General features: G+C 67.6%; 21 protein-coding genes. 11 read left to right on the forward strand and 10 right to left on the reverse strand.

Going from position 1 to position 19,282, the window contains the following annotated elements; translation table 11 throughout:
- Positions 1-210: 210 nt before the first annotated feature.
- The 3 genes from NS6_RS27190 to NS6_RS27200 form a co-directional block, all read right to left on the reverse strand.
- Positions 211-861, reverse strand: a complete 651-nt coding sequence (locus NS6_RS27190; RefSeq protein WP_068047428.1) for a Uma2 family endonuclease — start codon at positions 859-861, stop codon at positions 211-213.
- Positions 862-931: 70 nt separating this feature from the next.
- The gene (locus NS6_RS27195) at positions 932-1,591 is read right to left on the reverse strand and encodes a GAP family protein (RefSeq protein WP_068047431.1); all 660 of its coding nucleotides are present in this window, start codon (positions 1,589-1,591) and stop codon (positions 932-934) included.
- Positions 1,592-1,619: 28 nt separating this feature from the next.
- Complete coding sequence (locus NS6_RS27200) at positions 1,620-2,597, reverse strand: sigma-70 family RNA polymerase sigma factor (protein ID WP_084471475.1); 978 nt, start codon at positions 2,595-2,597, stop codon at positions 1,620-1,622.
- Positions 2,598-2,880: 283 nt separating this feature from the next.
- Between NS6_RS27200 and NS6_RS27205 the strand changes: the two genes are divergently transcribed.
- The 4 genes from NS6_RS27205 (at position 2,881) to NS6_RS27225 (ending at position 5,844) form a co-directional block, all read left to right on the forward strand.
- Positions 2,881-4,053, forward strand: coding sequence for a serine hydrolase domain-containing protein (locus NS6_RS27205; RefSeq protein WP_068047434.1), 1,173 nt, complete (start codon positions 2,881-2,883; stop codon positions 4,051-4,053).
- A 39-nt stretch (positions 4,054-4,092) separates the two neighbouring features.
- The gene (locus NS6_RS27210) at positions 4,093-4,536 is read left to right on the forward strand and encodes a DoxX family protein (RefSeq protein WP_068047437.1); all 444 of its coding nucleotides are present in this window, start codon (positions 4,093-4,095) and stop codon (positions 4,534-4,536) included.
- Positions 4,537-4,797: 261 nt separating this feature from the next.
- Positions 4,798-5,088: a hypothetical protein gene (locus NS6_RS36375; protein WP_068047444.1), complete on the forward strand. Its 291-nt coding sequence runs from the start codon at positions 4,798-4,800 to the stop codon at positions 5,086-5,088.
- A 237-nt stretch (positions 5,089-5,325) separates the two neighbouring features.
- Positions 5,326-5,844: an anthrone oxygenase family protein gene (locus tag NS6_RS27225; RefSeq protein ID WP_068047447.1), complete on the forward strand. Its 519-nt coding sequence runs from the start codon at positions 5,326-5,328 to the stop codon at positions 5,842-5,844.
- A 109-nt stretch (positions 5,845-5,953) separates the two neighbouring features.
- Here the strand turns inward: NS6_RS27225 and NS6_RS27230 are convergent, their stop codons facing one another.
- On the reverse strand, positions 5,954-7,021 hold the full coding sequence (locus NS6_RS27230; RefSeq protein ID WP_068047449.1) for a ferredoxin--NADP reductase: 1,068 nt from the start codon (positions 7,019-7,021) through the stop codon (positions 5,954-5,956).
- Between the two features lie 251 nt (positions 7,022-7,272).
- Between NS6_RS27230 and NS6_RS27235 the strand changes: the two genes are divergently transcribed.
- The 5 genes from NS6_RS27235 (at position 7,273) to NS6_RS27255 (ending at position 11,869) form a co-directional block, all read left to right on the forward strand.
- Positions 7,273-8,661 carry a class I adenylate-forming enzyme family protein gene (locus NS6_RS27235; RefSeq protein WP_068047453.1) on the forward strand — a complete coding sequence of 463 codons (1,389 nt, stop codon included), beginning with the start codon at positions 7,273-7,275 and terminating at the stop codon, positions 8,659-8,661.
- Positions 8,639-9,544 (forward strand): acyl-CoA dehydrogenase family protein, encoded by a 906-nt coding sequence (locus NS6_RS27240; protein WP_068047456.1) that lies wholly within the window; start codon positions 8,639-8,641, stop codon positions 9,542-9,544. The genes NS6_RS27235 and NS6_RS27240 overlap by 23 nt, the downstream gene beginning before the upstream one ends.
- Positions 9,531-10,619 carry an acyl-CoA dehydrogenase family protein gene (locus tag NS6_RS27245; protein WP_068047459.1) on the forward strand — a complete coding sequence of 363 codons (1,089 nt, stop codon included), beginning with the start codon at positions 9,531-9,533 and terminating at the stop codon, positions 10,617-10,619. The genes NS6_RS27240 and NS6_RS27245 overlap by 14 nt, the downstream gene beginning before the upstream one ends.
- 1 nt (position 10,620) lies before the next feature.
- Positions 10,621-11,388: an enoyl-CoA hydratase/isomerase family protein gene (locus NS6_RS27250; protein WP_068047462.1), complete on the forward strand. Its 768-nt coding sequence runs from the start codon at positions 10,621-10,623 to the stop codon at positions 11,386-11,388.
- An 82-nt stretch (positions 11,389-11,470) separates the two neighbouring features.
- A complete protein-coding gene (locus tag NS6_RS27255) occupies positions 11,471-11,869 on the forward strand; it encodes a RidA family protein (protein WP_068047465.1) in 399 nt (132 codons plus the stop codon).
- Positions 11,870-11,972: 103 nt separating this feature from the next.
- Here the strand turns inward: NS6_RS27255 and NS6_RS27260 are convergent, their stop codons facing one another.
- The gene (locus tag NS6_RS27260; RefSeq protein WP_068047467.1) at positions 11,973-12,770 is read right to left on the reverse strand and encodes an SDR family NAD(P)-dependent oxidoreductase; all 798 of its coding nucleotides are present in this window, start codon (positions 12,768-12,770) and stop codon (positions 11,973-11,975) included.
- Positions 12,767-13,531, reverse strand: coding sequence for an SDR family NAD(P)-dependent oxidoreductase (locus tag NS6_RS27265; protein ID WP_068047470.1), 765 nt, complete (start codon positions 13,529-13,531; stop codon positions 12,767-12,769). Before NS6_RS27265 ends, NS6_RS27260 begins: the two co-directional genes overlap by 4 nt.
- A gap of 100 nt (positions 13,532-13,631) precedes the next feature.
- Between NS6_RS27265 and NS6_RS27270 the strand changes: the two genes are divergently transcribed.
- Both NS6_RS27270 and meaB read left to right on the forward strand, forming a co-directional pair.
- Positions 13,632-14,780, forward strand: coding sequence for a thiolase family protein (locus NS6_RS27270; RefSeq protein ID WP_068047473.1), 1,149 nt, complete (start codon positions 13,632-13,634; stop codon positions 14,778-14,780).
- Between the two features lie 265 nt (positions 14,781-15,045).
- Positions 15,046-15,945, forward strand: a complete 900-nt coding sequence (gene meaB, locus NS6_RS27275; RefSeq protein WP_068047775.1) for a methylmalonyl Co-A mutase-associated GTPase MeaB — start codon at positions 15,046-15,048, stop codon at positions 15,943-15,945.
- A 99-nt stretch (positions 15,946-16,044) separates the two neighbouring features.
- Here the strand turns inward: meaB and NS6_RS27280 are convergent, their stop codons facing one another.
- The 4 genes from NS6_RS27280 to NS6_RS27295 are packed head-to-tail and all read right to left on the reverse strand — an operon-like array spanning position 16,045 to position 19,136.
- The gene (locus tag NS6_RS27280) at positions 16,045-16,479 is read right to left on the reverse strand and encodes a nuclear transport factor 2 family protein (protein WP_068047476.1); all 435 of its coding nucleotides are present in this window, start codon (positions 16,477-16,479) and stop codon (positions 16,045-16,047) included.
- A 3-nt stretch (positions 16,480-16,482) separates the two neighbouring features.
- Positions 16,483-17,544, reverse strand: a complete 1,062-nt coding sequence (locus NS6_RS27285; protein ID WP_068047479.1) for an NAD(P)H-dependent amine dehydrogenase family protein — start codon at positions 17,542-17,544, stop codon at positions 16,483-16,485.
- 32 nt (positions 17,545-17,576) lie between these two features.
- On the reverse strand, positions 17,577-18,431 hold the full coding sequence (locus NS6_RS27290) for an acyl-CoA thioesterase (RefSeq protein ID WP_068047482.1): 855 nt from the start codon (positions 18,429-18,431) through the stop codon (positions 17,577-17,579).
- Positions 18,432-18,479: 48 nt separating this feature from the next.
- Positions 18,480-19,136 (reverse strand): TetR/AcrR family transcriptional regulator, encoded by a 657-nt coding sequence (locus NS6_RS27295; RefSeq protein WP_068047486.1) that lies wholly within the window; start codon positions 19,134-19,136, stop codon positions 18,480-18,482.
- Positions 19,137-19,282 lie beyond the last annotated feature (146 nt).

Raw genomic sequence — 19,282 nt, forward strand, 5'->3', positions numbered from 1 at the left:
GATCGATATCGCGGTCTGCCCACTCGACGCGGACGAATCCGCGCAGACCGCACGCCTGCGGGCCAGGCAGGAGCCGCCGGAACTGCTGCCCCTGCATCTGGGATTCGCCGAGTGGATGCGCCGGCATGCCACTGAAGCGGGCGGTCGTTCCTTCTGCTCGGGATCGGGGCATAGGGAACGACCCGCCGGTGCCAGGAAAGCAACGGTCGCTCAGAAGGCGAGGGCAACCCAGGGGATATCGATCGGGAACGGATATCCGAACGAGACTCCTGCTTCGCCTGCGGGCGTCCATTCGCCGACCAGTCGGTAGTCGGATCGATGGAGCGGACGGACGCCTTCGGGCAGAGTGGCGACGCCGGTTTCCAGCCCATACGCTCGAATCTTCGCGATGGCGCTGACGTCCGATTGCAGGGTCACCTCCCAGTACCAGGGGATTCCCGCCGCGGCGTACCGGCCCTTCTTCGCCTCTACATCGGATTGGGTATTGGACGGCGACAGCACTTCACCGACCAGGACCGTATCGTGCGCCCGTACATCCTGGTAGGGAGGGAGACAACGGAAAACAAGGAAATCTGGGGTGAGAAAGTTGGATTTGCCGCTCGTCCCGAGGAACACGTTGGTTTCGAGATCGACCTCCCAACACGTATCGGTCCGCACCGAGGTGCTATCTCGCGCGCATCGTTCGATCTCGTGGACTACGCGGCGAGTGAACCGCTGATGCTCTCGTGGGCCGCGCCGCAGCCACACCACGCGGCCCTCCCAGAGCTCGATCCGATCGGCGATCTCGTCGGGTAGACGCTCCAGTTCCTCCCAGGTCATGTATTCGGGGAGGTCGGGCTTCTCGATCCGAGGCGAGGACATAGGTCAATCGTATGCGGATAACAGCCCGCCGAGCAGCTGAGTAGCGACTAGACCACCGGCCACGTCTTGTTCACAGTCCGCCGATTCCGTTTCCGACAACGACTGCGCCCATGACGACCAGAACGATCGCCATCATCACATGGTTGTTGTCCTGCAACCACGCCCGGACTCGATCCAGCGGACCGCGCAGCCGGTCGGCGGCCAGGATGTAGCCGAGGATCACGAACAGCACGCTGGATGCGGCCAGCACCGTGAACACGATGACGGCGACCACCTGGCCGCCGACACTGGTGCCGCTGGACCCGATCACCACACCGGCCGACAGGCACAGCAGCAGGTTCTTCGGGTTCACCGCGGAGAGCAGCGCACCCAATCCGGCGGCCCGCCGCACCGTCAGTGTGTCGATGGCGCGCATCCAGCCGGGTATCGCGGTATCGGCGCGAGACCGCCACTGAGCCGCGGCCAATCCCAGCAACAGTAGCCCGAGTACGATCTTCACCCACGCGCCCGCCGCCGACGGTTCCCTGTCACCTCCTCCGCCCAGCGGACCGGCCAGCAACACCACGATCACGGTGGCGGCCGCGATACCGGTGATCCAGCCGAGCGCGAACCCGCGCCCGGCTCCGCCGGCGTCGGCCGACAGGATCATCAGGATCGCAGCGATGATCGGGATGGGAGAGAGCGCCACCCCGACCGCCAGCGGGAGCAGATCACCGATCACAGTGCCCATCTGCTGGACAGTAGGACATGACCGCAGCTCACAGCCCCTGCTGCACCGGTGCGATCTCGTGTCGTTGACGCATCGTGACCCAGGGAGCTGCGCCGGGCCCGGTGTCCTCGCTGTCGGTTTGGGGATCGCAGTCGTCGAGGTCGAGGTCGAGGTCGAGGTCGAGGGAGCGGGCGGGGGCGGAGAGGATGTCGATGGCGGTGATGCGGTCGTCGGTGACGGTGAAACCGAGCACCGAGAACGGGGTGCCGCCGAGGGTGTTGACCAGGCCCGCGCCGCCGTTGACGACGGCTGGGTGGATGGTGCAGGTGGTGGCCATGCGCCGGAAGGTCTCGGCCTGGCCGGCGACTGCGGTGGCGCCGCGGATCACGCGCATCGCCTCGCCCGCGTCGGCGCGCAAGACGACCTCGGGGTCGAGCAGGCGGAGCAGTTCGTCGAAATCGCCACCGCGGGCGGCGGTGAGGAAGGCATCCACGACGCGGCGTTGCCGGGGTAGGTCCGGGTCCGGGGTGGCGCCCTGGACCCGGCGGCGCGCCTGGCTGGCGAGTTTCTTCGCGGTTTGCGGAGTGCGGTCCACGATGGGCGCGATCTGCTCGTAGGGCAGGGCGAACATATCGTGCAGGACGAAGGCGAGTCGTTCGGCGGGGCTCAGCGATTCCAGTACCACCAGCAGCGCCAGACCGACCGAATCCGCCAGTAGTGCTTCGTGTTCCGGGTCGGATGTGGTTTGGCTGACGATCACCGGATCGGGGAGGTGCCCGGCTTCGAGGGGTTCCTCGTGACGGGTCTTGCGGGTGCGCAACATATCCAGGCAGACCCGTCCGACGACCGTGGTCAGCCAGCCGCCCAGGTTGCCGATACCGGAGGTGTCGGTACGGGCCAGCCGTAGCCAGGCCTCCTGTACCGCGTCGTCGGCTTCGGTGAGCGAGCCGAGCATGCGGTAGGCGACGGCCCGCAGGTGGGTGCGGTGCTCTTCGAAACGGTCGGCCAGGAACTGGACGTCGTGCACGGGATCCTCCTCGATTCGTTCTGTACCGATGACGGATCGGCGGCGGCGAATGTGACCGCATGGTTTCGCGGGCCGGCCGCCGGACATCGGAGCGCGGATCAGCCGCCCTCCGGATCCGCCGCCGACCGCCGTGTCAACCCGCAACAGGGCTTCTACCAGCGTTTTTTCCGAGGCGGTCACGTTGCCGTTCCGCCGTACGTCAATGCGGCAGACCACGAACCGCGGCGGCCGAACGCTCGGCGGTACGCGGTCCGCCCAGCAGCCACCGAAGGGAACGAAAACCATGGAGCCGATCGAAGTGCACGGAACCGTCGCCGACGGATACGAAGATGTGCGCCGCGAGTTCGCCGCTGTCGTCGCCGAGGAGAACGGGGAATCCGGCGCGCAGTTGGCCGCCTGTGTCCGCGGCCGCCGGGTCGTGGACCTGTGGGCGGGCCCGGAGGTCACCGCCGCGACACTGACCGGCCTGCACTCGACATCCAAGGGGGCCGCCGGCCTGGTGATCGCCTTGCTCATCCAGGACGGTGTGCTCGATATCGACCGCCCCGTTGCCCACTATTGGACGCGGTTCGCCGCCGCGGGTAAGGAGCGCATCACGGTCCGCGATGTCCTCGTACACCGATCCGGCATCATCGGGGCCGATGGCGGTTTCACCGTCGCCGAACTGGCCGACGACCAGGTCATCGCCGAACGGCTGGTGGGGCAGCGGCCGTATTTCGAACCGGGCACGGTGCACGGTTACGGCGGGTTCGTCACTTACGCCATCGTCGGCCGGGTGGTGCGCGCGGTGACCGGCAGTACCGTCCAGGAGCTGTTCGAACAGCGCATCCGCACCCCGTACGGGGTGGACGTGTATCTGGGTCTGTCCGCGGAACTGGATCACCGCTACCTGCCGATCCAGCCCTGGCGGGCGAGCCCGGAGAGGGCAGCCGCGTTCGCCGCGAACTCACCGAATCCGCATGGTATGGCGGGGATCTCCTACAACCTCAACGCTCGCGGATTCACCCCCGCCGACGTGATGGCACTACCCAACGACCCGACCGTGCGCCGGCTCGGCCAAGGCTCGGCCGGCGGCGTCGGCAGCGCGAACGGGCTGGCCGCGATGTACGCGGCGGCCGTCACCGGTATCGGCGGCCGGGAACCGCTGCTGACCCTGGAAACCATCGCCACCATCTCTGCGATCCATTCCAGCGGAACCGATCTGGTACGAGGCGACCGGGCACCGTACGCGCTGGGATTCGAGGCCAAGAGCCTGCTGTATCCCTTCCTCGGTGCGCATTCGTTCGGGCACACCGGATCCGCGGGGTCGGACGGATTCGCCGACCCGCACAGCGGTCTCACCTACGGTTACACCCGCCGCCGCGCTGCCTTCGCCTTCGACGCACCCGAAAACGCCAGGCTGGCCGCGGTCATCCACCGCGCGGCGACCGAAACCGGTCTCGTAGCGGCCGCCTGACATTTTCATCCATCCCCGACTCCGAGGAGTAATACAACCATGTCCGCTCGCACCACCTCGCTGCTCCGATCGCGCGGCCTGAAAGCGGCGCGCTGGGTTCCCGTGGCGGCCGTCCTGGCCGAAACCGCGCTCGGCGCCTACTGGGATCTCGCCCGGATCTCCTACGTCCGAGACTCGTTCGACCACCTCGGCTACCCCATGTACTTCGCCACCATGCTCGGCGTCGCCAAAACCGCCGCGCTCGCCGCGATCCTCGTCCCCGGACACTCCCGTGCCAAGGAATGGGCCTACGCCGGACTGGCTTTCGTGTACGGCGGAGCCGCGACCTCACATGTGGCCGCAGGCGACGGCCCGGACAAATGGGCCATGCCGCTGTTCTTCGTCGCCTGCACCTTCGCCGCCCGCGCCTGGCTGCCGCGGGGCGGCTCCACCAGGGTCGCGCCGCGCATGTTCGGCGCCACCCGGCGCCCGCTACCCGCCTGACCGACCCACCACCCCGGATTCACCACAACAGACAAGGAAACGAACAGTCATGAACGCGAACACCACATGGCAGACCGGCACCTCCCGCCTGCCGAATCCGCAGCAGCTCGTCCCGGCGCTGGGCGAAGTCGGCGCCGCGCTGTTCAAAGCCACCGGCAACGGTGCGATCCGCAGCGAGGTGCAGCCGGTGGGCACGGAGGTCTTCCGGATCCGCCACACGGCGCAGACGGGCGGAAAAGGGCGGGACCGGGAAGAACATGCGTGTGGAACGGTCCATCCGCAGGCGGCTGGAATGGATCAGGTGGGCTCGAACGCTTCGAACTCACCGGAGAGCCCGGCAGTCTCGGCCTCGGCGCCCGCGAAACCCTGCTGGACGGCATCGCGGCCGCGAGGTTCCACAACGGCGGGCGGATCGCGTTCGGCCCGGACGGGATGCTGTATGTCACCGTCGCCCCCGACGGTTTGCTGTGGGTGCTGACCAACAATACCGACGGTCGCGGCGACCCCGCCCCCGGCGACGACCGTATCCTGCGCGTGGAGCTCGGCGCCTGACCCCGGCTGCGCGCATGGGTGCGGTCGAGCTCACCTCGTCCGGGCGACCGGCTGTCAGTGTCTCCGATACCGAAGCCACTTCGCCCTGTGACCGCCGCCGGGCACGGGACGGGTGCGCTCGGACTCCGGTAGGAGACGGCCCTGGATGTCGGGGGAGTCCGGTACGGTAGCCCTTGTCCACCTGCGGATCTCGTAGGGGTCTGCCTCCGGCGAGGCACCGGGCTACTCGGACGAGGTATGGGAATGCTGGACGGGGTACGAGCGACGGTGCTGGTGGCGGCGACCGTGGCCACCGGTTTCATGGCGGGTGTGTTCGGCACCTACGCGCTGGCGGTCATGCCCGGGCTGCGGTCTACGGACGACCGGACGTTCATCGGATCATTTCAGGCCATGGATCGGGCGATCGTGAGCCCCCTGTTCCTGGCGACCTTCATGGGTGCACTCGTCCTGTCGGTGGCGGCGGCGCTACTGCAACTCGGCGAGGGGCGAACGTCGGTTCTCGTGTGGACGGCGGCCGCGGCGGTGCTCTACCTGGTGGCGGTCGTGGTCACCGTGGCGGTGCATCTGCCGCTCAACGACGCGCTGAAAGCTGCCGGTGCACCGGCGGAGATGGCGGATCCGGCGGCTGTGCGGGCGGCGTTCGACGAGGCGCGGTGGGTTACTTGGAACTATGTCCGGGTGGTGACGAGTGGAGTGGCGTTCGTCTTCTTGACGTGGGCGCTGGTCCAGTGGGGGCGGGCCCAGGTTCCCGGCTGAGCGTCGGCCGCTGCGCGCGAGTTCGCCGCACACCCGGTCGGGGCCGGTCCAGTCGCGCAAGCATGCCCGGTAGTCGGATCCAGCCCGGCTTCCGGGGCGCGGAGTCGGATCATTCGTAGCGCACCGTCACCGACGGGGTATCGGGTACGGCCTGGCAGGTGAGGATGTAGCCCGCCTCGAGGTCGTCGTCGGTGAGGGCGTCGTTGACGCGCATGGTGGCCTTGCCTTCGGTGAGTTTGGCCATGCAGGTGGCGCAGTTGCCGGATTCGCAGGAGAACGGGGGTGTCAGGCCGGCTCGGCGGGCGCTTTCGAGGAGGGTTTCGCCGTCGCGGCGGGGCACGGATTTCTTCTTCCGGTTGATGAAGATGGTGACTGTGCCTTCTTCGGTGGCCGCGGGATCCGGTGACTGGGTAGCCGGGTACGCAACCGCCTGTGTGGCCGGGGGATCGGCAGCTGGTGCCGAGGTGGGTGGTGCGGGTTTCGCGGGGGCAGCGCCACCGAAGCGTTCCGAGAAGATCCGGCCCGGCCCGGGGAGCGCGTTCTCCACTAGTTCCATGAACGGTTCGGGGCCGCAGATATAGGCGTCGCCCGCGGTGTTCTCGCCGACGAATTCCACGATCTTCGCTGCGCCCACGTACCCGTGTTCGTCGTCGCGGTGCCGGACGACGGTCAACCGGTCCGGATACTTCGCCACCAGTTCGTCCAGCGCGGCTTCGAAGATCGCCGACGGCCGGTTGCGGTCGGCGCACAGCAGCCGGACTGTGCGGTCGGTGCTCGCCAGCGTGCTCTTGGCCAGCGAGATGATCGGGGTGATACCGCTACCGCCGGAGAATCCGAGTACCGGGGTATCGCCGTCGCGCAGGCAGAACCGGCCGGTGGGCACAGTCAACTCGACCTCGTCGCCCTCGCTGAGGTTGTCGTGCATCCAGTTCGACACTGCCCCGCCCGGGACCCGTTTCACCGTGGTCATGAACTCGGTATCGGTTTCGGGGGCGCTGGACATCGAGTACGACCGGAACAGCGGTTTGCCGTCGACGGTGACCTTGAAGGTGCAGAACTGTCCTGCTCGATAGGAGAACGGCCCGTCTTCCGGTTCCAGCACGAAGGTGCGGGTATCGGGTGTTTCCTTGACGATCCGGATCACCTTCGCGCGCCGGAACAATGGTGGTCTCGCCATGGTCGCCTCCTTCTGGTATTAAGATTCTATCCAGGCGAGAATGATATTCTCAAATTCGGATAGGAACAGCGAATGAAGTGCGATCGGACCGGGGGCGGCAGATGAGTGAGGCCACAGTGCCTGCGGGGGTTCCCGAGCCCACAGCGGCCGACGATGCGCGGCAGCCTGTGGCGACCGCAGGCGGAGCGGCGACTGCGGCGCCCGCGAGGGGGCCGGAGACGGCGGCCTCGGCAAGGCGGAACGAGCGCAGCGTGCTCGCGTTCGAGGAAAACGAGTACACCCGCACCGAACTGGACGCCATGGCCGACGGCCTGGCCGAGGCGCTGGCCACCTGCGGGGTCCGGTCCGGCGCGCGGGTGGCGTTGATGTCGTCCAACCGGCCCGAATTCGTGACCGCAGTGCTGGCGATCTGGCGGCTGGGGGCCGCAGTGGTGCTGCTCAGCCCGGCCTGGAAAGAGGCCGAGGCCGCGCACGCGCTGGAGATCACCGGCACCCGGCACGCCGTCGGCGATCACCCGGTGCTCGCCGGTCTCACCGACATGGTGTCGCTGGACGATCCGCTACCCGCCGTCACGCGCACTTTCGTCCCCCCCGATCCGGCCGCCGACGCCGTCCTGGTGTTCAGTTCGGGCACTACCGGACTGCCCAAAGCGGTGCGTCATACGCACAGATCCTTCGCGGCGGCGGTGCGACACTGGCAGGACGCGCTCGGGCTGAGCCCCGACGATCGGATCCAGGTCGCGACCCCGCCCTCGCATATCCTCGGCATCCTCAATATCGTCACCGCCCTCGAAACCGGCTGCTGGGTGCGATTGCATCGCCGGTTCGATCTGCAGAAGGTGCTCGCGCATATCCAATCCGACCGGATCACCATCGAGATGGCGGTCGCGCCGATCGCCTTGGCCATGGCGCAATATCCGGATCTGGAGTCCTACGACCTGTCCTCGCTGCGTTACATCATGTGGGGTGCGACGCCGGTGACGGCCAGCATCGCCGAAACCGTGACCCGGCGTGCCGGAGTCACCTGGCTGCCCGCATACGGGGCGAGCGAACTGCCGGTGATCGCGTGCAGTCCACTCGACGACCCACGACTGGACAGTGTGGGCAAGGCCGTCGCCGGTGTCGAGGTGCGGGTGGTTTCGCTGGACGACGGGAAGCCGGTCGCCCCGGGCGAAGACGGCGAAATCCAGCTGCGCGCGGCGTCGCTGATGGCCGGGTATCTGCCCGAATCCGCGACCGCGGCCGCATTCGACAACGGCTGGTACCGCACCGGTGATGTCGGGAATCTGGACGCCTCCGGCTGGTTGCGGCTCACCGACCGGTCCAAGGAAATGATCAAGGTCCGCGGTTTCCAGGTGGCGCCCGCGGAGATCGAGACCGTCCTGCACGGCCACGACGCGGTGTCGGACTGCGCGGTATTCGGTGTGCCCGACGGCGCGAACGGGGAGGCCATCGTGGCCGCTGTTGCGACCGTCGCGCCCGTGACGGCCGACGAGCTGAAGGCCACGGTCGAACAGCGGCTGGCCGGCTACAAGCGGTTGCGGCAGGTGCTGTTCGTGGCCGAAATCCCGCGCCTGCCGTCCGGCAAGGTGCTGCGGCGAGTGCTGAAGGAGCGTTATGGACGTCCGGCTGACGAGTGAACAGCGGCAACTCCGGGACGCGGCCGCGAAACTGGCCGACGAGCTTGGGCCCGGATCGGTCCTGGACCTGGCGGATGACAAACGCGGGGCCCGGCTCGAGGACGCGGTGGCCGCGACCGGGTTCCGGGATCTGCGCTCCGACGGCGCCTCCGGGGTCGAGGTGGCGCTGGTCGCCGAGGAATTCGGGCGCGGACTGGTGGATGTCGCGCTGCTCGGGCCGGTACTCGCCGATGATCTGCACGGCCGGCCCGACGGTGATACGTCGCGGTGGACGATCGCGGTGGAGGGGAACGCGATCGACGCCCGCGGTAGCGGCCGGGTGTTGAAACTGGAAGGCGGCCGGCTGCTGGCAGGGTCGGTCGGTGACTCTCTCCCCAGCGCCGATCTCACCCGCGGTACCGCGGCCGCCGTAGGTCCCTGGGAACCGCGCGGGGATATCTCCGGCGCACACCGCGACCGCTGGCAGGCGCTGGCGCTCACCGTCACCTGTGCCGACCTGGTCGGGACGGCACGCGGTGCGCAACGGCTCGCGGTGGAGTACGCGAAGATGCGTGCGCAGTACGGCAATTCGATCGGGTCCTATCAGGCGGTGGCGCATCTGCTGGCCGAAAGCGAGGCCCTGATCGAAGGATCGATCAGCGTGCTGTGGCATGCCGCCTGGGCCGTCGACGAACTCGACCCCACCGAGGCGCTGCGCGCGGCCCGCATCGCCAAGATCTACGCCGCCCGCGCCACCCGCACCGTCTGCGAAACCGCCATCCAGGTGCACGGCGGAATCGGCAACACCTGGGAATGCCTGGCCCACGTGTATTTACGTCGGGCCCTGGTGTCCACCGAACTGTTTCCCGTACGCCTGGAGGAGGCCGGCCTTGGACTATCGTGATTCCCCGGAAGAAGCAGCGTTCCGGCAGCGGCTGCGCGACTGGCTCGCCGGTGTGGCGGGCAAATACCCCACCTCCGGCGACGAATACTGGGCCCGGCAGGGCGAATGGCATGCCGAGCTGTACCGGGCCGGTTTCTTCGGATTGTCCTGGCCACGCGAGTACGGCGGACAGGATCTGCCCCCGGTTTTCGACGTGATCCTGGACGAGGAACTCGCTATCGCCGGCGCACCGCCACGGCCGAGCCTGGGCTATCTGATCCAGGGACTGGGCCGGCACGCGAGCCCCGAACTGTGCCGCCGGTTCCTGCCCGGCATGATCGACGGCAGCGGGCGCTGGTGCCAGGGATTCAGCGAACCGGGCGCCGGATCGGACCTGGCCTCGCTCACCACCACCGCCACCCGAGAGGGTGACGAGTACGTGATCCACGGGCACAAGATCTGGACCAGCTATTCGGATGTCGCCGACTGGTGCCTGCTGCTGGCCCGCACCGACCCGGAAGCGCCCCGGCACAAAGGGATCTCGGCATTCGCCATCGCCATGAAACAGCCCGGTGTCCAGCAGCGGCCGCTGGAAATGATGAGCGGTGTGACGACCGAGTTCGGCCAGGTGCTGTTCGACGGCGCACGAGTTCCCGCCGACCAGATGGTGGGTGCGCCCGGCGAAGGCTGGAAACTCGCGATGACCGTGGTCGGGCACGAACGCGAACCCTCCACCCTGGGCTATGCCGCGCGATACGAAAAGCTGGTGCGGCAGTTGGCAGCCCGGGTGGAAGGCCGGGCGCCCGACGAACTGGCCTGGGCCGCGGTGCAATCGGAAATGCTGCGGCTACACGTGCGCCGCCGTTTGTCCGAACAGCTCGACGGCGTCACCCACGGACCGCAGGGATCCCTGGACAAACTGCTCATGACCTGGGTCGACCAAGCGGTCGGGCATGCCGCCCTCACCGTCGCCGGAACCGGGGACCAGGAGATGTTCGGTTCCTACCTGTACAGCCGCGCGCAGAGCGTGATGGGCGGGACCTCGCAGATCCAGAAGAACATCATCGCCGGCCGCATCCTCGGATTGGGAGTCTGAAATGTACGATATGCCACAGGAAATCGATGTCCGCGCCGACGGCGCGCTGCGAATCGTCACCTTGAACCGGCCGGACGCGCTCAACGCCGTGAACGACGCCCTGCACACCGGGCTGGCCCGGTTGTGGCCACGGCTGTCCGAGGATCCCGAAGTGCGCGCCGTGGTGCTCACCGGTGCCGGAAAGGCGTTCTCGGCGGGTGGAGATTTCACCTATCTCGAAGAGCTCGGCCGGGATACGGCGCTGCGCGAGAAGACCATCGCGCACGGCCGCGATATCGTCCTCGGAATGGCGCGCTGCCGGGTCCCGGTAGTGGCCGCGATCAACGGTCCCGCCGTCGGTCTGGGCTGCAGTCTGGTCTCGCTCAGCGATATCGTCTACCTGGCCGAAAACGCCTATCTCGCCGACCCGCACGTCCAGGTAGGGCTGGTCGCCGCCGATGGAGGCCCGCTGACCTGGCCGCTGCACACCAGCCTGTTGCTGGCGAAGGAATACGCGCTCACCGGTGCCCGTATCCCCGCCGAACGTGCCCGGGATATGGGCCTGGCCAATCACGTGGTCACCGATCCGATGGCCGAGGCGCTGGCCTGCGCGAAACGGATCGCGGAAATGCCCCGTCAAGCTGTCGAGGCCACCAAGCGGGTGTTGAACATGCAGCTTGAGAAGGCCGTACTCACCTCGCTGGACTACGCGCTCACCGCGGAGTACCAGTCCTTCCAGACCGACGATTTCCACGCCACGATCACCCGGCTCACCTCGGGAAAGAAATAAGCTGTCGCTCCCGCGTCACAGTTGTGGCTGCTGTTCCGTCGACTCGATGAAGTGATCCTCGACAGGAACGGAGCGCCACCCCATGGCGATCGACATCATCAACCCGCCGCAACTGCACAACCCGGTGCCCTTCGGGTACAGCCATATCGCCCGCGCCCAGGGCGAACTGGTATTCGTTGCCGGTCAATACGATTCCGGCGCCGACGGGCAGTCCACCAGCGACGATTTCGCCACGCAGGTCGAAGTGGCCTTCGTCAACCTGGGAAAGGCGCTGGCCGCCGTGGGCCTCGGGTACGCCGATGTTGCCGTATTGCGCACCTTCGTCGTCGGTCACGATCTGGACAAACTCGGGGTGCTGGGCAGCAAGATCGCCGAGCTCTGGGGCGATAAGCCACCGGCTCAGACATTGCTCGGAGTTGCCGCTCTCGCGCTGCCGGCGATGCAGTTCGAAGTGGATGCGGTGGCGATAGGACCACGGTGACCGGGCCGAGGTGCCCGGATGAGCTCATGGGGCCGAAAGCGTCGCCCCGTGCCTCGACCCGGCCGGTCGTTTGCCCGCCACGGTGCAGCGCGCACGAATACCGTCAACGCGGACACTGTTCGGCGAGTAGCGATTCCGAACGCTGGATCGTGCCGGTGATTCCGGTGGCGTCCTGCGCGGCGAGCAGGGCCGCGGCCTGTCCCATCGTTTCGGGCGGCTCCACCATCTCGGCCGGGATATCGCCGCCGCCGGAGGCGCGCCAGCCCTCGGTGAGTACGACGCGGGACGGGCTGAGGCAGTTCACCGCAATATTGTCCGGCCGGAGATCGGCGGCCAGACCCAGGTAGAGGCGTTCCACCGCGGCTTTGGACACCCAGTAGGCGTTGGCGCCGCGGTCGGCCATATCGACGCCCGTGGTGGTGACGGCGACCAGTGCGCCGCCTCCGCGGGCGCGCAGATGCGGGATCACCTCGCGGGTTACCAGGAAGACTCCGGTGAGGTTGACGTCCAGGCACAACTGCCAGCGTTTGAGCGGGGTGTTTTCCACCGGGCCCAGCCACAGCACACCGGCGTTCGCGACGAGGATATCGATCCCGCCGAATTCGGCGACGGTCGCGGATACCGCCTCGCGTACCGAATCCTCCCTGGTCACATCGCAGGGCACCGCGAGCGCCCGCCCGCCCGCGGCGCCGATTCGCGCGGCCACCTCGTGGATCGTCCCCGCGACCCGTCCGGCCGCCTCCGACCGAGCCGCCACGGCGACGGCCGCGCCCTGCTGTGCCAGGGTCTGCGCGATCGCGGCGCCTATGCCGCGGCTTGCCCCGGCTACGAACGCGACCTTGCCGGTGAGCGGGCCGTTGTCCGCGCCGGTACGGCCGCGCTCCGATCGTGCGGAACTCATTTCGGGGGGAACCGCAGTGCGCCGTCGAGGCGGATGACCTCACCGTTGAGATAGTCGTTCTCCACGATCGACTGCACCAGCTGCCCGTACTCCGGCGAGCGGCCCATGCGCTTCGGGAACGGGATCTGCGGCGACCAGTACTGTTCCAGCTGGTCGGCGGCCTTGCCGTAGGCAGGGGTGTTGAAGGTGCCCGGGGCGATGGTCACCACCCGGATGCCCAGTGGGGACAGATCGCGGGCCGCAACCAGGGTCATCCCGATGACGCCACCTTTGGCGGCCGAGTAGGGGAGCTGCCCGATCTGGCCTTCGTAGCCGGCGACAGAGGCGGTGTTGACGATGACGCCGCGGGAACCTTCCTCGGTGGGGGCGGATTCGGCGATCGCCGCGGCGGACAGGCGCATGACGTTGAAGACCGCGGTCAGATAGAACTCGATGGTGGTGCGGAATCCGTCGAGCGCCAAGGGGGAGCCGTCCTTGCCCACCAGTCGCCCGCCGCTGGCCGGGCCGCCGTGGGTATCGACGGAGATGCGCAGCGGGCCGAGGGATTGTGCTTCCTCGATGGCCGCCCGGACCGACTCCTCGCTGGTCGCGTCGGTATGTAGGTATCGGATGCCGAGCTCGTCGGCGAGTTCCTTGCCCTTGTCGTCGGCGACATCGGCGACCACGATTTTGGCCCCGGCGGTGTGGAGTCGCCGGACGGTCGCCTCGCCGAGTCCGCCCGTACCGCCGACGACAATCGCCGAACTTCCCTGGATCTGCATAACGCTACCCTCTCTTGCGATTATCACTCTCAGATTGAGAGAATACTATTCTCATGTATATCGGCAAGATCGTCGACGTGGCGGAAACTGGAGAGAACTGATGCCCGAAGCCGTGATCGTATCCGCGCTGCGCACCCCGATCGGTACCGCCGTGAAGGGAACCCTGCGCGAAACCACCGCCTTCGACCTCGCCCATCACGTGGTCGAAGCGACGACAAAACAGCTGGAAACCGATGCACCCGTCGACGACCTGATCCTCGGCGAGGGCCGCTACGGCGGCGGTGTGATCGCCCGTCACGCCGCGATCACCGCCGGGCTCACCGGCGTCCCGGGCCTGGCGCACAACCGGCACTGCGCGGCCGGGATGGCGGCCGTGCAGACCGCGGCGGCAGGAATCCGGTCCGGAATGGACCGTTTGGTGCTGGCAGGCGGGGTCAATGCCGACTCCACCGGGCCCAAGGCACGGTTCCGGGTGGGCCCGGACGAATGGGTGGATCCGTGGACCTCACCCTCGCATCCGGATCGCACCGACGCACCGAATCTCGATATGTCGATCACCGTGGGCTGGAACGCCGCGGTGAAATCCGGGATCACCCGCGAGGAGCTGGATGCCTGGGCGCTGCGTTCCCACCGCAACGCCGTCGCGGCAATCGACGAGGGCCGTTTCGACGACGAAGTCGTGCCGATCGACACCCCGTTCGGTCGATTCGCCGTGGACGAGCATCCTCGTCGCAGCACGACCATGGAGAAGCTGGCCTCGCTGAAGGTCCTGCATCCCGAAATCGAGGGTTTCTCGATCACCGCGGGCAATGCGGCCGGCGCCAACGACGGTGCCGCCCTGCTCACCGTCGCCAGCGACGAACTGGGTCTGCCGGCCCTGGCCACCATCCGGTCCTGGGCCTCGGTGGGCGTCGACCCCGCCGATACCGGCCTCGCCCCGATCGAAGCGATCACCAAGGCCGCGCGAAAGGCCGGGATCTCGTTGAGCGATGTGAAACTCTTCGAGATCAACGAGGCCTTCGCCTCGGTGCCCATCGCGACCGTCCGTGCCCTGGACCTGAATCCGGATCTGGTGAACGTGAACGGTAGCGGTTGCTCCCTGGGGCATCCGGTGGCCGCCACGGGCGCCCGGATGATCGTCACGACCGTCCACGAATTGCGCCGCCGCGGTGGCGGACTCGCGATCGTGGCGATGTGTGCCGGTGGTGGTATGGGTTCGGCAACGGTGCTCGAGGTCGCCGCTCCGTGACGGTTCGGCTCCGGATCGCGGCACCGCGGTCCCGAATGGGGACATTGCGGTCCGGCGTCGGCCGGTCCGCGGGCCGGTGCCCGCTCGCTGTCGGGCGCGACAACGCGAGTGGGCAATGGTGGACCACGGTCGGCGCAGAACCGTGCCGATCCGGGCGGCGCCGTGACACGGTGGCCGAGCGATATAGAGGAGCGGCGTGACGAGCCGAGACCGCGAGGGCGCCGAACCTCGCGACGCCGGAGTAGGTGCCAAGGAACCGGCGCAGTTGATCGCCGTCGCGCGGAGCGGGTCGGTGCGGGCGGCGGGCCGATTGCTCACCCTGATCGAGGGGGAGCGGCGCGACGAGGTGCTGGGGCTGCTGGAGCCGGCGACGGTGCGGGTGGTCGGGTTCACCGGGCCCCCGGGCGCCGGTAAATCCACCACCATCGCCGCAGTGGTCACGGCCTACCGATCGCAAGGGTTGCGGGTGGCCGTGCTGGCCGTGGACCCGTCCTCCCCGTACAGCGGCGGCGCCCTGCTCGGTGACCGGATCCGGATGGCCGCCCATATCGACGATTCCGAGGTGCTCATCCGCTCGATGGCCACGCGCGGTCATCTGGGCGGACTTTCGGCGGCGGTACCGGCGGCCGTCCGATTGCTGGCCGCGCTGGCCTACGACCTCGTGGTCATCGAATCGGTCGGCGTCGGCCAATCGGAGATCGAGATCGCCGCCGTGGCCGACCCGGCCGTCGTGGTCCTCACCCCGGGTGCCGGTGATGCGGTGCAGGCGGCGAAGGCCGGGCTGCTCGAGGTCGCCGATCTGCTGGTGGTGAACAAGGCCGACCGCCCCGGCGCCGATCAAACGGTGCGCGAATTGCGCGCCGAATCCGCTGCACCCATCCTCACCGCCGTCGCGGCGGACGGCACCGGGATACCGGAACTGGTCGCGGCCATCGACGCTCACCACCGCGCCGATACCGGCGACCGGCGGGCCGCGCGGGCCCGATCACAGATCCTGTCGCTGGTCTACACACGACTGCGTTCCCATCCGCACCTCACCGCCCTCGCCGAGGCCGTCGCCTCCGGGCGCTGTGATCCCTACACCGCCGCGGAACTCCTCTCCCCTCGGGGCACGGAGCGACCGGACGAGTCGGCGGCGCGCGTGGAAGACGTTGCGTCGGGCTGAGGGCCGCAGGAAGTTTTTCGAACCCATCTGGTGAACGGGATCCAGCTGCTCGAACCCCAGAGGTGGTAGTTGGTCAGCGTGCGAGCGCAGCACGGCCGCTCACTCGGTGGCTCCGAACGGTGGATTGTCCGGCGCGGGAGTGACATCCATATGCAGCCGGGTCAGGCGCTGAGAGCGGATACGCCATCGGCCGTCGGTTTTGGTGTAGGTCTCGTGATAGTGGCCGAAGCCGTGGAGCCGGGTGCCGTCGGGGAAGGTGAGCCGGTCTTCCATGGCCCAGATACCGGTGGCCTCGGTCGCGGAGAGCAGTTCGATCTCCGGGGTGTGGCCCTGATGGATTGTGATCGCGTCGCCGATCCGGGGAGTGAGAAAGGCCAGGAATTCGTCGGCGCCGGTAATCACCTCGCCACCCGAGCCGGAGACGTCGATGACGACATCGTCACAGAACAGTTCTCGAAAGCCGGCCCAGTCCTTCGTGTCCATCAGCCGGAAGTAACGAGCTTTGAGGGCGTGGATCGCTTCGTAATCGTTCACGGGTCATCCCAGGGTCGCGGTGATCGGCGGCAGGTCGAGGACGGTGCGGATACCCGGGGTGGCTGCGCAGACGTAGCGGACGGCGTTGACGGCTCGATTCGCGGTGTAGGCGGGGGAATGCTCGGCCATCCGGTCGAGCGGGAACGGGAAGACCATATCGATCTCGAGGGGTGCGTCGCCTTGCACGCTGAGGTGCCAGCCCGTGGGGCGGATCTCCCAGCCGGTTTCGGCCTGCGCGCCGCAATGCCAGATGGCCTGGAAGCGCAGGACGGTCCGGCCCTTGTGTATGCCGGAGATCGTGATGCGCTGTGCGGCGACCGTTCCCCGTCCGATCGTGCCGGCGGCGATATCGAAGGTGCGCGCGGCGGTGGCGACCTCGCCCGTGGCGGTCACCTCGTCGAGCGCAAGCCCGAGTCCGTCGGCGAGCAACCGCAGGGACGGACCGAAGCTGTTGCGCAGATGATTCAGGCGTACCTGGGCGAAATCGCCCGGGGCCCCACCGAAACCCATGACATCGAACAGGATTGCCGGCGAGTTCCGCTGGGACAGATCGGCATATTCCTGGATGGTGAGCACGTCGAGGTGTCGCTGGATCGACGCCAGCACAAGGGGAACGGCTTCGGTGATGAACCCTGGACTGCTGCCTGTGCTGTGGATCGAGGTGCCGCCGGCTGCGCACGCCGCCTCCACCTGCGCCCGGATATCGGGATCCATACTGCCGGGATGGTGGAAGACGCCGGCGGTCGTCACGATATTCACACCGGCGGCGAGTATCCGGCAGACGTCATCGATATCGCAGGTTTGTGGCATGTAGAGCACGCAGTCCGGCGTGTCGCGCAGAATTTCGCCGATATCGCCGGTCGCGCGGATATCGGTGGGGGCCGGTGATCCGCACAATTCGGCCGCATCACGACCCTGTTTGGCAGGGCTGTGCGAATACACCCCTGCCAGGGCCAGTTCCGGGTGGTCGATGATCGCGCGCAGGGCGCGGGCGCCGATGGTGCCGGTGGACCATTGGGCGACCCGCAACTGTCCGGCCGGGGCGGAAAGGGGAGAGGGGTGCATCGATTGCCTATCGGTCGTGCGGGCCGGATGATTCAGGGCCGGAAACGCAGCAGGGCTTCCTGCGCGAAGGAGGCCACCAGGGTGCCGTCCGTCGCGAGGACATCACCGCGACCGTAGGCGCGGCCGTGCGCCATGACCAGGCCCGCGTGCCGCAGCAGCAACCAGTCGTCGCTACGGAACGGGCGGTGGAACCACAGTGTGTGCGAGGTGGTGGCGGAGGTGAATTCGGTGCCGTTGCCGCTGTGGTCGACACCTTCGATCGGGCGCAGAACGGTGCCGATGACATTGAGATCGGTGGCGTAGGACACCAGGGCGGGTGCGAGTTCGGCGCCGACCTCGGGGGTGCGCATCCACAGGTCGTACTCGGCCGGGCCGGCGGCCTTGTCGCCGAGGTCGGTGAGGGAACGGGTCTCCCAGGGGATCAATCCGATGCCGACGGTGTATTCAGGGCCCGGAACCGGTGGTACCGCACCGACCTCCTGGTTTTCCCGCCCTTCCTCGAATGCGGTCATCGACAGCAGTGCGGTGGCGATCACATCGCCCTTCTGCCGGGCGACGATCGTCAGAGTGGCGAAAGAACGCCCGCGATGCTGCGGCTGCACCACGTAGTAGACGGGGGCGTCGCTCTTACCCTCGCGGGCGAAGATCACGTGGATCGATTTCACCGTCTTGTCCGGGCAGGCGAAAACCGCGGCACGCAGGAACTGGGCCAGCAGCTGACCACCGAAGAGCCGATGGTATTCCAGCTGCTGATTGGGGCCCTCGAATACCGAGAGGGTGGCCTGCGGATCGGGTGCGGGCGCGTCGGTGTCGTCGTCGGTCTGCGGTGCGGTGGGGCGCAGGCGCAGATCCATACAGGCGAGAAGGTCGGTCCAGAGATCGGGCATACACCGAGTGTAAACCCGTATCTCTGATTTGGAGAACGCTATTCTCGGCTAGATTTCGCGGGCGAATCCCTTGGCGCAGAACTCCCAGATCTCCTCGGCCGAGATCGGGTAGGCCGTTTCGTCATCGATTCCGCCGTTGGACTGGGCGGTGAACATCACCGTCTGCATCACCATGGCGGCCATCCGGCGTGGATTGAGCTCCTCGCGCAGCAAGCCGTCCTTGTCGGCGTCGAGCATGAGCTCGGTGAACAGCGCCAGCAGTGGCGTATGCGCGACCTTGACCTGGGCCGGATGGCTGACCAGCAGCTGCGGGGCGAAGTCGGTGAACAGTGGGCGTTGTGCGGTGGGGTCCGGGCGGCACAGTTCGTAGAGGAGTTCCACGGCGAGCTGCAATCGGTCCAGGGAATCTTCTTTGCCCGCGGCCGCGGCGCGGATCTGGTCCGCGGTGCGGCTCAGGGCGTCCTCGAACAGTGCCAGCAGCAGTTCGTGCTTCCCGTCGAACTGCAGGTAGAAGCTGCGCAGCGACTGCTTCGACCGATCCACGACCTCCTGGACCGTGAAGTCGGTGGTGCCCTTCTCGGTGATGATCGCCTGCGCGGCATCGAGAAACCGCTGTACGCGTTGTTCGGCCCGCAGCTTCGCGGTGCGGATCGAACGCTCTACCGCGCGCTGCTTCCAGGCCGGCTCTTCGCTGGGGCTGGTCACCGGCCGGCCCGTCCGATCCCATCGATCCCATATGAGGAGAACATGGGTGCACTGTACCGGAGAACGTCCCATGTCCGGGCAGGCACGTCCGGTGCTCGTACTGTTGAGGAGACTATTAATTTCATTTCAAGAGAATGCTATTCTCC

The organism is Nocardia speluncae NBRC 108251 (assembly GCF_001613245.1).
GTDB lineage: Bacteria > Actinomycetota > Actinomycetes > Mycobacteriales > Mycobacteriaceae > Nocardia > Nocardia speluncae.